The organism is Sporomusa intestinalis, assembly GCF_055383785.1.
On sequence record NZ_AP042390.1, the window covers coordinates 2921918 to 2936144 of the forward strand.

Below are 14227 nucleotides of genomic sequence, written 5' to 3' on the forward strand. Positions count from 1 at the left end.
ACCTTTTAATCCATTTTCAATATCGCCATAAAGGCTTCCTGCGGAACTTCCACACTGCCAACCTGTTTCATTCTTTTTTTACCTTCTTTTTGCTTCTCCAAGAGCTTGCGCTTGCGGGTAATATCGCCGCCATAGCATTTGGCAAGCACATCTTTGCGCATCGCTCGCACGGTTTCCCGGGCAATTACTTTGCTGCCAATTGCGGCCTGAATCGGGATTTCAAACATCTGGCGGGGGATGATTTCCTTCAACTTTTCGGCCAGCTGCCGGCCGCGCTGGGTGGCCCTGTCCCGGTGGACAATGACGCTGAGCGCGTCCACCGGGTCGCCATTAAGCAGGATATCCAGCTTAACCAGGGCTGAGGTCTGATAACCCAGCAGCTCGTAGTCCAGCGAAGCATAGCCGCGGGTTGATGATTTCAATTTGTCAAAATAATCAAAAATTATTTCACTAAGGGGCAAGTGATAGGTCAGCATGACCCGGTTGACATCAAGGTATTTCATGTCCTTGAACTCACCCCGCTTCTCCTGGGACAATTCCATGACAGCGCCGACATATTCGTTAGGAACCATGACAGTTGCCTTAACATAAGGTTCTTCAACATGGTCAATCTCCTGGGCTGTTGGCAGCTTGGACGGGTTTTCAATCTCAAACATTGTGTTGTCGGTTTTGAACACACGATAAATTACACTGGGCGCTGTGGTTATGAGCGTCATATTATATTCCCGTTCCAGGCGCTCCTGAATAACATCCATATGCAGCAAGCCCAGAAAACCGCAGCGAAAACCAAACCCCAGCGCAATGGAGGTTTCCGGTTCAAAAACCAGTGCGGCGTCATTTAACTGCAGTTTTTCCAGGGCGTCGCGCAGATTCTCGTAATCAGAACTGTCTACCGGGTAGAGGCCGCAGTATACCATCGGCGTAATTTTACGGTAACCCGGCAGCTGTGCGGCTACCGGCCGCTCAGCCCCGGTTACGGTATCACCTACCCGGGTATCTTTTACATTTTTAATGCTGGCGGCAATAAACCCGACCTGGCCAGGCCCCAACTCCTTAACATTGGCCAGGGCCGGCCGGAAAACGCCAACCTCAGTAACCTCAAACACCTTGTTTGTTGCCATCATTTTAATCTTCATGCCTGGGGTAATCGTGCCATTCATAACCCGGACATAGACAATTACACCTTTATAGGAATCAAAATGCGAGTCAAAGATAAGCGCACTCAGCGGCTCTTCCGCTTTACCGGCCGGAGGCGGAACTTTTCTGACAATGGCCTCCAGGATTTCTTCAATGCCGACCCCGGTCTTGGCACTGGCCAAGACGGCATCACTGGTATCCAACCCGATGACATCTTCAATCTCACCTTTTACCCGTTCCGGTTCGGCACTGGGCAGGTCAATTTTATTAATGACCGGAATAATCTCCAGATTATGTTCAAGCGCCAGGTAAACGTTAGCCATTGTCTGCGCCTCTATCCCCTGCGCGGCGTCAACTACCAGCAGCGCACCTTCACAAGCGGCCAGACTACGGGAAACCTCATAGGTAAAATCAACATGCCCCGGAGTGTCAATCAAATTAAGCATGTATGTTTCACCGTTTTTGGCCGTATACGACAGCCTCACGGCCTGGGCTTTAATCGTAATGCCCCGTTCACGTTCCAGTTCCAGCTGATCTAAAACCTGGTTTTCCATCTCGCGGGCAGAGAGAGCTCCTGTGTATTCCAACAACCGGTCTGCAAGGGTCGACTTGCCATGGTCGATGTGGGCAATGATTGAAAAATTACGAATATGTCCTGTATCCATCAAACTGGGGCTCCTCCCTGGTATAATCTGCGTTTTTAACATATTTCTCTAAATTATACCATCAGCTACCCGCTAACTGCAAGCTCTACCTGTATTCACGCAGCATTTCGTCTAGTTTATGTATGGCTCCCTGCGCCTTTTCCCTGACCTTTTGCAGGACCGCTTCTACATAGGGTTTGGTTTGATGCCAGTATTCGACGATGTTCTTCTTTGCGGTTAATGCTTCTTCAACAAATTGCTTATGCCAAATATCAAGCCAGTACAACAACCGCATACCGTCGATTTTTACCTGCGTGGGAATTGTAATTGCCCGTTCGGCAACCTGCAGCACAAGGCTGCGCTGCTCTGTGAGCGAAATATTGCCTAATTGGTAAACCCGCTCCAGGCTCAGGCCATAGCCGAAGGCATAGGCTGAATAAACATGATCCTGATTGCGGCCAATATAAAAGAACCGCTCCTGCCCCGGCCGCTGGGTAAGAGTGCCGAGCTGGTGTTCAGCCACCCCCACACCGATTACGATAATCGTCAGTAAAATGAGCAGGCCCCGGGCGATGATTCCGGCATCGCTTGCCGCTACCCGTTCGAACACGGCACTCCTCCTTATCTATTTTCAGCGAGTATTTCTGCCAGAACGCCGCCCAGTATTTCCATACTGCGCACGGCCTCCTCCTTGCTGCTTTCCTGGGAACCCACCTCAAGTAATAAAGCCCGGGGATGAAGATGCTGATTATACCGCCACTCAACCATTTGCAAACCCCGGCACAACCCAGGATATTTAGCATTGAGCCTGGCATCAATCAGTTTGGCAAAAGCATGATTTTGCTGCCAGTGCGGCTGGGGCAGGTCCTGCTGCCCGGTGGCGACAACAATCGTAATTTTCGCCATTGGCACGCCATCAAAGACGGCCGTTACATTTTCCCGCTTGTCAGCATCCCGGTGGATGTCAAAAATCATTTGTATAGAAGGGTTTTCTGTCAATATTTTTTGCGCTGTTATTTCCGACGGGCCATAGGCTTTCATGAAACTGGGGTAGTCGTGAATCGTTGCACTGTGGATGGTTTTAACCCCTTCTTTTTCCAATTGGTTTGCCAGGGCCAGGCCCACGTCAACTATATCGCCGCGCTGGCCGCCCGGTCTGTGGGTCACACCGGAGTTGGGGATAAAAGCTTCGGCGGTGTGGGTATGGTAGATTGCTACTAACGGTTTATCCGTGCTGATTATACTCGGCGTATCAAACTTGGGGAAATTTGGCAGGCTGGCTGCACTGACCGTCGGTGTGCCCGTATTCTTAAAAGCTAACATAAAGGGGATTTCCTGCGACAACAGCGAACGCAGGTCCTGCACATCAATACCGGAAAAGAATAACACCAGCTTGCGGGTGAGTGTTTCCTTATTTACTTCAGGCGTTATTTTTACGGCCGGTTGTGGCTGCGCCACGCTGGACAAACCGGGAATGCCTGAAAAAAGCACGTCCTTTCCTTTGGGCCACAAAGAAGGTATATATTGATCATAATAGACTGAACCGCTGACAGGGATGGCACTTGTCGTTAGGTTCAGATAGGTGGCTATCGACAGACCGCTTGCCGTAAACAGCATAAAACCTATTAATACCATATGAAAAAGCTTTGAGGTGCCGGGCACTTGCAGTATGGGCCGCCAAATCCAAATTCTGCCCGGTGCGCTTTTTTTTCGTTCTTTCCTCGTTACCATTGCCGCCTCCGCCAGACTCCCTGCCGGGTTGTCTCTTGATAAATTTTGTTTACATACAATGTATATGCCTGGCGGGGCGGCGATATTACAATTATCGGCGGACTAGCTGTATCAGTGCAGATACATATGAATATTCTCGTAATCAATATTAGGATGCATCGCCTGGTTTATCCCCCCGGCCACAACGGCGGCGATATCCTCGATCAGCCTGTCAACCTCTTTCGGCGTTACCATAAGATCACCCAGCATTTCCGGCAGCACCTGACGGACAATTGTCTGACGGTCCTGATCGGACAGGTTGGCCATACTCTTAAAATACCTGCCAAAAGCAGCATGCTCCTGTAAAGTATTAATGGTATCCATGGCGATTGTGGACGCATGGACGACAGTAGGCACGCCGATGGCGACAACAGGTACTCCGAGCGAGGCCTCAGTAAGGCCAAAGCGTTTGTTGCCGACGCCGGAGCCAGGATGAATTCCCGTATTGGCCAGTTGTATTGTTGTGATTACCCGGTGGCTGGAGGCGGCTGCCAGCGCATCAATGGCAACTACCAAGTCCGGTTTGATATTGCTTACAATCCCCTGAATGATTTCGGCGGTTTCCATGCCGGTTATGCCCAGCACGCCAGGGGCAATGGCGCATACTGACCGTACGCCGCCTTTAAGCTCCGGTGACAGCAGCTCCTGCAGATGGCGGGTTACTACTATTTTATGGGCAGACCGCGGCCCCAGGGCATCGGGAGTAACATTCCAGTTGCCAAGTCCCACAATGAGTACCGTAGCGTTGCGCGGCAGGTTAACCATGGCGGCCAGTTCTGTGGCCAGCATATTCATTATTTTTTGCTGCAGGGGGGTATTTTTGTACCGCAACCCCGGGGCTTCAATAGTAATATACCGCCCCTTGGCTTTTCCCATCATCCGTTCGGCTTCCGGTGTGCTGATATTGACCCGGGTTATAATCAGGTCATCATCCTCGCTGGTTTCAACCAAAACCCCCGGAATGTCCTCCCGCACCTGCTTTGTTAACATTTCCCGGGCCTCTAATGCCAGGTCGGTCCGGACTGTAGTCAGCATCTGCTCCATACAATTTTCTCTCCTTTTGCACCTAAATGGTTCAGACCTATCTTATCCGGAAAAAAACCTGGTTATACGAACCTCGTTTCACTTTTATTGCTTGCTTTTTCCTGTAGTCCATGCTAGAATAGTTCAGTAATATATACATAAGGAGGTGAATTACTTGCCAAATATTAAAGCATCTGAGCGCAGCGTAAAAACTGACGCTGAACGGCGTGCCCGCAATTATTCGGTAAGATCAGCAATTAAAACTTCTATCCGTAAAGTGGAGGAAGCTGCACATGCCGGCAAAGCAGATGAGGCCAAGACCCTCCTGACTAATGCCGCAAGTGTTATTGACAAAGCTGCCGCCAAGGGCGTTATTCATAAAAATGCCGCAGCCCGTAAAAAATCCCGTCTGGCCCGTAAAGCAAGTGCTGTTAAACAAGCTTAACACCAACTACTAAAACCCTGTTCACTGCACAAAGTGAACAGGGTTTTTCTTTGGTTGCCGCCGGCGGCCCGGGCTTGGTACAAGCTATGTGTCCTATTTATCTCAGGAATATTGTATGGGAAAGGTGACACGGATTGCCGTGCCGACCCCCACGGTGGAGTCAATGGTTAAATCAGCATTGTGCTGTCCGGCAATACTGAGGCAAACGGCCAGCCCCAGCCCGGTGCCGTTCCCTTTAGTGGTATAAAAAGGCTCCAGGACCTTTTTTATCCTGTCCGGCGGAATGCCGCAGCCGTTATCCCTGGTCTCAAGACAGATGCATTCATTAATATAGGTTGTCCTGATGGCAATGCGGCCGGCGGCCGTTGTGCCCATAGCCTCTGCTGCATTCCGGTACAGGTTCAGCACAAGCTGTTTAATCGCTTTCTTATGCAGCAGCAGGTTAGGCAGCCCGGCCTCCAGCTCCAATTCGACAAGGATGCCGTCTTTCACCGAATCGGCATACAGGAGCGGCTGCAATGAGGCTATTATTTCGTTTAGATTGCACAGTTCCTTGGCAACTGTCCGGCTTCTGGCCAGAGAAAGAAAATCCTCAATTATGCTGTTCGCGCGGTCCAACTCACTTATCAGGATATCATAACGGTCCTTCTCGCCGGATTTTTTTGACATAAACTGCAGATAACCCCTAACGGTTGTCATCGGATTGCGGATTTCATGCGCAACACTGGCAGCCATTTCCCCTACCAAATTCAACCGGTCCAGCTTTTCCAGCTCACCGCGCAGCGATTCACGCTCTGTTATATCGCCGTATACCCCCAGAGCCCCTAATACTTCATTGTTTTCGGCATTATAGAAACGGATTGCCGTTGCCAGCCATATTTTGCCGGCAAAACCGATTGTTTGCTGGACAATTGTTTCGCCTTTCAGAGCACGGGTTAATACAATATCCTCCTCATTAACCCCTTCTTGTTGCAGCATCTGGATGGCGGAAGTGCCAATCATCGTTTCGGTTGGGTCTATATGCCTGTTCATGCTGGTATATTCCTGATTATGGGCGGTTATGATACCGTCCCTGTCCACCACAACCACTGCAAACGGGCAGGCATTAATGAGCAGTTTAAGCTTTTCCGATTCTCCCCGGTATTTATTCCGCAGCCCGATTACTGTATCGAGTACCGGCAATAGCTGAGGAAACTCCGCTAAGGCCTTATGTCCGTAATCTTCGGCCGATATTTGCGCCACCAACTGCTTAATCGAAGAATTGAAACGGCGAAAGAAAAAAACAATGACAATCATTACTGCCAGCCAAATGCCAAGGGAAAACAAAACCCATTGCCGTATACTTTTCGTATATAATAAATTAATATCGGCAATTTTAGTGTTGGCCCAGGTGTGACCGACAAGCTTCCCGTTTTGAAAAATAGGGTACGTCGCCGCAAGAATTGGCTGCTGCCCCCAGTTGGCAGACCGCATCTGCAGAAAAACATCCGGTTCGCCATATTTATAAACTTTCATCGCCAGACTGTGATAGGCAGGCTCTGTGATCATATCTTCCCTGAAGCCCGGAGACAAAGCTACCCGCCTTACCAGGTCACGCGACACAATACCAATACCATAATGCGGATACGCGCTGGCGATGCTCTCCGTTATTGGCTGCATATATTTATTTAAAATAAGTGCTTTCTGTTCATCTGATAATTGACCGGCATTCTCACGGATAAAAATGTCTTCAAAATTTAATGGGATTCTCCGTTCAATTAAAGTAGCAAGGTTAACTAACTCTTCTTCCTTCTCCAGCATAATATACTTCTTTTCCTGCTCTGCTGTATAAAAACCAAAACACAAAAGCGGCACTAACAAAATAATGCTTATGATTATACAAAATTTATTTAATAAATTTCCCTCAAACAACCAGGCACCTCATTTTCATAAGTATCCATAAAGAAAACTACGGATGAAACCAGCAAAGCAGGAGATTGTTGCATGAATAACGGGGAGTGGTATTGACGCTTCCCCCTTTATGGTATATTATTTTTTCGAATAAATCATTGCATTTTTAAAACTATTATTTTATAATTTAAATTTTGGTATAATAGTAATGTTATTTTCAGCACTGCCCACACCAGTTACAGGAGGTTGCCATGTCGTTTGGAAAAAACGTAAAACTTGCTCGAATTGAAAAAAACCTTTCCTTGCAAGAGTTAGCGAGTCTCTCTGGTGTGAGTGTATCCATGCTGTCGAAAATTGAGCGCGACGAGAAAACTCCTACCATCCGGGTTGCCGCCCAAATAGCCCGGGGATTGCAGCTGTCTATTGGGTATCTTCTCAACGATGGCTTGGGCACCAGCGTATCGATTGTAAAAAAGAATCAGCGTAAAGTGCTCTATGACCCTGTAACAAAAATGGAAAGCTTAATTGTTTCTCCGGCTAATGATAGGAGTTCCCTGGAAATATTTCAGGTTTCATTGCCTAAGTCCGCCTCCACCGGCATCTTGCCACCGCTGCATGCGGGGGTTAAAATATACCTGATTGTCGCCAAAGGTAAAATTACCGTCCAGCTGGATTCCGGCATTTACGACTTGGACGAGGGTGACTGCATCCTGTTTGATGCCAATGTAACCCATGAAATATTGAATGCAGGCGAAGAGGAAGCTCAGTACTTTTCGATTAATGACCGTTACGGAATGAAGCTTGTACCGCCGACTGGTCTGAAATAAGGCGCATTTTATCTGAATTTATGCAGTTCAAGTATATGTTCTTACATAAATTATACTATAGTATATTTATTCTACCAATGTTCAATTAATCCTTTAGGGGCCGGAAGAATTTTTTAGAAAACTTGGTTTTATGTAAAGGAGCCGATAACCACAAATCCTGGTTATCGGCTCCTTTTTAAAATTATATGAGCTTTGACGCTTTGTTCATACTGCTGTTAATATTACACCGCGCACAGTTCGATGATTATTCTTTCCAGCACCACCGGTCCGGTCCGCCCTGATTTTAAGTCCCGGTCGGCAGCGGCCAAATTTATAATTGCTGTTTTTAGTTTATCCATAGAAAAAAGCCGGCTTTGTTTAGCCAGTTTTTCGCCAACAAACCCCGGCACTTTCAGCGACTCAGCGATCTCACGGGCGGCATGCCCGTTATTCAGCAATTCTTTAACCTGCCATAATTGCCTGATTTGCCGGACCAAAAGGGCCAGTATCCGGACCGGGTGCTCACCTGCCGCCAGTTCTTCCCGCAGCAGGGCAATGGCCTGCTGCGTTTGCCGCTGGCTCAATGCTTCTACCATCGCGAATATGGATATTTCAGGAACTGCCGATAAAATTTCCCTTACATCCTGGCGGGTAACCGGCGTTCTGCCGGTTGTGTATAAGGCGATTTTCTCCAGCTCATTATTCATGAAGTCCAGTGAGATTTGCGGCATCAGGCTGACTGCCGCCAGTAAATGCTCCTGCGCATCAGGGGCCATAGCTATATTGAGCTCACCAAGCCGTTCAGTCAGCCAGCTGCGCAAATCCCTGCTTTTAAGAGGCGCCACTTCCAAAACCACGCCGTTCTTTTCAATGGTTTTATAAAGTTTGCGCCGCTTATCAGCCTTGTCGGCGGTAATAAATAATACATAACTGTAATCCGGCATATTGCTCAATATAGGGAGCAGCCGTTCTGTGGCCGCATCAGACTTTTCCTGGCCGTCATCACCGCCGGTTTTGCGTCCGGCAGCAAATAAAGCGGTATTGCGGACAATAATGAGGTTTTTAGCGCCCAGAAAAGGGATTGTCTCAATTGTATGGATCAGTTCCGCCAGCGGTGGATCGGACTCAAACACGATAAGGTTCATATCCCGGTCTTCCGGTGCTACAACACTGGTGATTAAAGCTTGTTCCACTTGCCGCGCATAGTAGGTTTCCTCGCCGTAGACCAGGTAAACAGGCGCAATCTTATTTTGTTTTATGGCTGTAAGTACTGCTTTGTAATCCATATCTCACCATTCTTGTCTATTATTTTACGAAGGTGTCAACTGCCATGTTTTTGCCGTCTGAGTGAAAAACGATGGCGCCCTGCTTATCGGTCCGGTATATTACTGCATTTATTGCTGTAAGGCGTTGGAGTGTCTCCGGGTGCGGATGACCAAACCGGTTGCCGTAGCCGGCAGAAATAACGGCATATTTAGGGGCTGCAGCATGGAGAAACCGCTCGGTACTGGACGTTTGGGAACCATGGTGGCCTACCTTCAGCACCGTGCAGGGTAAAACGCCGCGCGCCAGCAAAGCGGCCTCGCCCGGGGCTTCCAAATCACCGGTAATGAGAAACGCATGCTGTCCGTAAATGATTCTGATAACACTGGATACTTCATTGCCCGCAACCGGCTGTTGCCTGCGCCCGCCGTCACCGACCGCATGGTCAATGACAAAGGATACCCCATCAAGCCGGAAGCTCTGGCCGGCATAAACAGGCAGCAGCGTAATGGCAGGTTTGGTGTGCAGCAGCGCCTGCACCGCCGGCGAAAACTCTTCTCTCGCCAGCATAAGATTATGAATTTTAATATTGCCGGCAACACCGGCCGCCCCGCCGGCGTGGTCCTGATGCCCGTGGGTCAGGATTAAATAATCCAGCGCCGTTACGCCATAATGCTTAAGATAGGGGGCAACGACCCGCTCCCCCACATCAAAGCCGGAACCGCCAAAATTCCCGCCGGCATCTATCAGCACCGCCTTGCCGTGCGGTGTAACCACCAGGGCCGCATCTCCCTGTCCCACATCGATAAAGTGCACAGCCAAAGGCCTTGGCCAATAGCTATAGGCTGTTAATATCCCGGCAGCCAGGATAACAGCCAGCAGCCCCAGCTGCGGCTGCTGCCGGCAAAGCTGTCCCGGTCCGGGAAGGTGAAACGGCCGCCAGCCATACAGCCAGGCTAACAGCAAATAATAGCAGGCGCTGCCGGCCAGTCCCACCGAGGGGATGTAAACAGAACTGAACGGCAAGGCTGCCAGCAGGCCGGTAATTAGTATAACCCCACCGATTAACAGGCTGCTGACAACGAATACTATATTGCCCAAACCGGGAGCAACCATAAATAGCATAACCCCGGCCAGCCCCAGTATGATTACTAGTTCAATAATCGGCAGGACGACGATATTGGCAACGACAGATATTGGCGGGAAACTGTTAAAATGCCAGGCAATCAGCGGCAGCACCCCCAACTGAGCACTCACTGTAACGGCTAGCGGCCCTGCCAGCCACGGCGGCAGCCGGGATACGCTGTTCAACGTCGGCCGGTATAAAAATACCAGACCGGCCGTGGCGCCGAACGACAACCGGAAACTGATATCATACAGCAAGAGCGGCTGATAGACAAGCATTCCCAGGGCTGATGCCGCAAGGGCGGCAGGTGCATGGTTTTCCCGGCCGGCAACCACGGCAGTAAGGCTGATTAAGCCCATAACCGCAGAGCGTATTACCGGCGGCGTAAGCCCGCTCATGCAGGCGTATGCCAGGACGCACACAGCCGCCAGCAGGGCGGTCGTCAATGCGCCTAACCGCAGCCAGCTGCCCAGCCATCGTATCAGGCCGGCCACAAGCGCCATATGTGCGCCTGAAACCGACAAGATGTGGATTAACCCGGTTGTGGCAAAATCATTGACTACATTCTTATTGATACCCTGATAGCCGCCAAATAACAGGGCCGTTAAAATAGCCGCATCATTTGCGGGCATTACCTGCAGCAGGGATTTTACAACTCCCCGCTGCCAGCCGGCCAGCGTTTCACGCCAGGAAGATGTACTATTGGCCATGACAATCCTGATATTTTGACCCTGCGCCGCCATCCGGGCCGTGATGTGCTGCCGTTTAAAAGCAGTTGTCATATCGATCTGGCCGGGATTATTATAGCCGTGCAATGCCAGCAGCCTGCCGTTTACAATAATTGTGTCACCATAGGCAGCGGGTTTAAGCTTCCGGTCCGGATACCGGGCAGAAACCGCTAGCTTGCCACTAGCCGCGATAAAGGACCCGGCCTGGGCCGGCTTTAGTTTCCTAACGCTGACTATATACCTCGCTTGCCGGTGGTTTTGCTCCGTTTCGATCCATTCCGGCACTGCGTCAACCATGCCTTCAACAACGGCAGTCTGCCCGCTATAATGACTGATATCGTCGGCCCGTATCAGCCTGTCCTGCGTACCGTGAATCAGGCCGGCAATGAAGAACAGGCCCAGCAGGGGCCAGAAAGCCTGCTTGCTTTGGGCCGCAACCCGTCCCGCAGCAACCGGCAGCAGTACAACCGCCAGCATTGCCAGGACAGGCAGATTCCAGTTGTATAAGCCTGCCTGCCAAATTCCCGCCGTAAAAGCGACACAAATATACACAAGAATATGGTTGTGCCGGTCCATGGTTATAAAGCAATTTTTTCTTTAAACTGATTATATTTTGCTTCACCAATACCTGGTACATTCTTAATATCGGCCAGGTCCTGAAACGGCCCGTTGGCCGTACGGTATTCAATAATCCGTTCAGCTAAGGCCGGGCCAATCCCCGGCAGCTTATCCAGCTCGGCCGGGGAAGCCGTATTGATATTGACCCGGCCGGCAGACCCGGCGGCACCGGCGCCCGCCGGCGCAGCCGGGGTTCCGTTTACGGCCGCGATGTTATAAGGAACATTGACTTGCATCTCATCTTTTAATTGAAGGGCCAGATTAATTTTGACAACATCAGCCCCCGGTGCAAAACCTCCGGCCATTGTTACCGCATCAATCACCCGGCTGCCGTGAGACAGTTTGTATACACCCGGTTTGACAACTCCGCCGCAGACATAAACAACGACATCGCTGCCTGTTCCATCGTCTGCAGTTATAGCAGCCGTTGCCTGGTCATCACTATTTTTCTGCCAAAAACCGTGGAAGCTATAGGCCAGTATCCCGCATGCCAGCCCAATAATAAGCAGCAGCTTTTTCTGCAGAATTCCCATAAACCATACCCCGCCCACTTATGTTTTGAGATATACTTCAACAGCTAAGAGTAATATCCTGCAGCATGTTCAATTTTTTGGGAGAAATTAGGCATTTGCCTCTTGTTAACTAAAATAAAATTATAGGTTTACAATGAATCGGCCAGGGTGTAATATAGGAATAAAACAAGTACCGCTATGTTATGCAGTGAATAATGCTAAGGAGAACAGGCAATGGATGCAAAATACATTGTTAAGCTCGGTGAAATGGTGCTGGCAGGCTACAGGCTTACGGTTGCCGATGCCCTGTCCCTGGTTGCAACCGCCAAAGAGGATATCATGCTGCTTGGCGCTTATGCCCACAAGATCCGCGCTAAATTTGCCGGTCCGGCTGTTGAGATATGCGGTGTAATCAATGCCCGCTCCGGCCTGTGTACTGAAGACTGCAAGTTTTGCGCCCAGTCAGTTTATCATCAGACGGACTGCACCATATTCCCCCTCCTGCCGCCTGATCAAGCGCTGGCGCAAGTCAACCGGCTTGACAGGGACGGCGTGCGGCGCGCCAGCCTTGTTACCAGCGGCAAAGGCATGGAAGCCGATCCTGACTTTGACAGGATTGTGTCTCTCATCCAATATATCAACCGCCAGTCAGCTACCGGTATCTGTGCAAATTTAGGCACTGTCAGCCCTGACCAGGCGCTTCGGTTAGCGCGGGCCGGCGTTAAGCGGTATGCTCATAATCTCGAAACCAGTGAGCGCTTTTATCCGGAAGTGTGCACCACTCATCCCTACCGGGAGCGCTTTGCTACGTTGATAGCCGCCAAAAACGCCGGGCTTGAACTGTGTTCAGGCGGGATTATCGGGCTGGGAGAAACCTGGGAGGACCGGATTAATCTGGCTTTAACCCTCAGAGAACTGGCGGTGGCGTCGGTGCCGATTAACATTCTGAACCCGATACCAGGCACTGCGCTTGCAGCCCGGATGCCGCTATCCCCGCTTGAGATTCTTAAAACCTTTGCCATCTTTCGTTTTATTTTGCCCGCGCAAGTAATCCGGCCGGCCGGCGGCCGGGAAATGAACCTGAGAGATATGCAGGGGGCTGTGCTGCTGGCCGGTGCCAACGGGCTGATTGCGGGAAATTATCTGACCTTCAGCGGCCGCGATACCGCTAAAGATTTTACAATGGTCTATGATGCGGGGCTAAAACCCCATGCAGGAGATTGACAGGAGGAAAAACATGAGTTATAAATTAATTTTTGAACTGGGCGCCAAGGTTTTACGGCAAGAACCCCTTACCTTTGAGGAGGCAGTCAGACTGACTACAATTGATGAAGCTGATATTCCGATCCTGCTGGGCATTGCCAATAAGGTCCGGATCACGTTTACAGGCGATCAGGTAGATACCTGCGAAATTATTAATGCCCGGTCCGGCTCCTGCTCTGAAGATTGTAAATTTTGTGCCCAGTCGGCGCATCACGACGTTCAGTGCGCAGTGTATCCATTAATGGGCCGGGAACAAATCCTGCAAGCGGCCAAAAAAGCCGAAGCCCATGGTGCATACCGTTTTTGTATTGTAACTGCCGGCTGCGGCATGAAAAACGATCCTGACTTTGATCAGATTACGGCAGCCATCAAGCAAATTGGCCGGGAAACAGGCCTGGAACGCTGTTGTTCTCTGGGAATACTCAGTCCCGATCATGTTAAAGGACTAAAAGCAGCAGGCATTACCCGTTATCATCACAACCTCGAAACAAGCAAAAGCTTTTTCCCGCAAATCTGTACTACCCATTCTTACGAAGAACGGGTGGAAACCATTAAAAATGTCAAAGCAGAAGGCCTTGAGGTCTGTTCCGGCGGGATTATCGGTCTGGGTGAAACCTGGGAACAAAGAGTGGAACTCGCCTTTGCCTTAAGGGAGCTTGATGTGGACTCGGTACCTGTTAATGTCCTGAATCCGGTTAAAGGAACCGCGCTGGCAAAGCAGAAGCCCCTGCCGCCGCTGGAGGTGCTGCAGGCCTTTGCCCTCTTCCGGCTGATATTGCCTGATAAGATTATCCGCTACGCCGGCGGCCGCGAACAAGCCCTGGGTGAACTTGTGCCGCTCGGATTCCTTTCCGGCATAAACGGCATGCTGATCGGCAACTATCTCACCACGGCCGGCCGGGGTGCAGCAGCCGATCTCGAAACAGTAAGGCGGTTAGGGCTCAGGCCGATTGCCCAGTAAAGGAATAAAGCATATAAGACGAGAGCAGCCGCAGCCGGTGC

12 protein-coding genes are annotated in these 14227 nt (G+C 50.3%); 4 read left to right on the plus strand and 8 right to left on the minus strand.

The genetic code is table 11. The annotated features are described in order from the left end of the window. Nucleotides 1–5: 5 nt before the first annotated feature. The 4 genes from lepA to gpr form a co-directional block, all read right to left on the minus strand. A complete protein-coding gene (gene lepA, locus ACZ481_RS13765) occupies nt 6–1802 on the minus strand; it encodes a translation elongation factor 4 (protein WP_464765943.1) in 1797 nt (598 codons plus the stop codon). An 85-nt stretch (nt 1803–1887) separates the two neighbouring features. Further along, nucleotides 1888–2391, minus strand: coding sequence for a hypothetical protein (locus ACZ481_RS13770; protein WP_464765944.1), 504 nt, complete (start codon nt 2389–2391; stop codon nt 1888–1890). An 11-nt stretch (nt 2392–2402) separates the two neighbouring features. Continuing rightward, nucleotides 2403–3416 (minus strand): stage II sporulation protein P, encoded by a 1014-nt coding sequence (spoIIP, locus tag ACZ481_RS13775; protein ID WP_464765945.1) that lies wholly within the window; start codon nt 3414–3416, stop codon nt 2403–2405. 207 nt (nt 3417–3623) lie between these two features. Next, nucleotides 3624–4595, minus strand: coding sequence for a GPR endopeptidase (gene gpr / locus ACZ481_RS13780; protein ID WP_464765946.1), 972 nt, complete (start codon nt 4593–4595; stop codon nt 3624–3626). 154 nt (nt 4596–4749) lie between these two features. Here gpr and rpsT point away from each other — a divergent pair, with 154 nt between their 5' ends. After that, nucleotides 4750–5019, plus strand: a complete 270-nt coding sequence (gene rpsT, locus ACZ481_RS13785) for a 30S ribosomal protein S20 (protein WP_464765947.1) — start codon at nt 4750–4752, stop codon at nt 5017–5019. A 102-nt stretch (nt 5020–5121) separates the two neighbouring features. Here rpsT and ACZ481_RS13790 read toward each other — a convergent pair whose 3' ends face one another. Continuing rightward, nucleotides 5122–6819 carry an ATP-binding protein gene (locus ACZ481_RS13790; protein ID WP_464765948.1) on the minus strand — a complete coding sequence of 566 codons (1698 nt, stop codon included), beginning with the start codon at nt 6817–6819 and terminating at the stop codon, nt 5122–5124. A gap of 341 nt (nt 6820–7160) precedes the next feature. Between ACZ481_RS13790 and ACZ481_RS13795 the strand changes: the two genes are divergently transcribed. After that, nucleotides 7161–7736, plus strand: coding sequence for a helix-turn-helix domain-containing protein (locus tag ACZ481_RS13795; RefSeq protein ID WP_464765949.1), 576 nt, complete (start codon nt 7161–7163; stop codon nt 7734–7736). A 221-nt stretch (nt 7737–7957) separates the two neighbouring features. Here the strand turns inward: ACZ481_RS13795 and holA are convergent, their stop codons facing one another. From holA to ACZ481_RS13810, 3 genes are read right to left on the minus strand one after another with little or no spacing between them, the layout of a single operon-like run. Next, nucleotides 7958–9001: a DNA polymerase III subunit delta gene (gene holA / locus ACZ481_RS13800; RefSeq protein ID WP_464765950.1), complete on the minus strand. Its 1044-nt coding sequence runs from the start codon at nt 8999–9001 to the stop codon at nt 7958–7960. A 19-nt stretch (nt 9002–9020) separates the two neighbouring features. Further along, entirely contained in the window at nt 9021–11408 is a 2388-nt protein-coding gene (locus ACZ481_RS13805) for a DNA internalization-related competence protein ComEC/Rec2 (protein WP_464765951.1), read from the minus strand. A 2-nt stretch (nt 11409–11410) separates the two neighbouring features. Next, entirely contained in the window at nt 11411–11983 is a 573-nt protein-coding gene (locus tag ACZ481_RS13810) for a ComEA family DNA-binding protein (RefSeq protein ID WP_464765952.1), read from the minus strand. 213 nt (nt 11984–12196) lie between these two features. Between ACZ481_RS13810 and bioB (ACZ481_RS13815) the strand changes: the two genes are divergently transcribed. Further along, nucleotides 12197–13186, plus strand: coding sequence for a biotin synthase BioB (gene bioB, locus ACZ481_RS13815; RefSeq protein WP_464765953.1), 990 nt, complete (start codon nt 12197–12199; stop codon nt 13184–13186). Between the two features lie 13 nt (nt 13187–13199). Next, nucleotides 13200–14186 carry a biotin synthase BioB gene (bioB, locus tag ACZ481_RS13820; RefSeq protein ID WP_464765954.1) on the plus strand — a complete coding sequence of 329 codons (987 nt, stop codon included), beginning with the start codon at nt 13200–13202 and terminating at the stop codon, nt 14184–14186. Nucleotides 14187–14227: the final 41 nt, after the last annotated feature.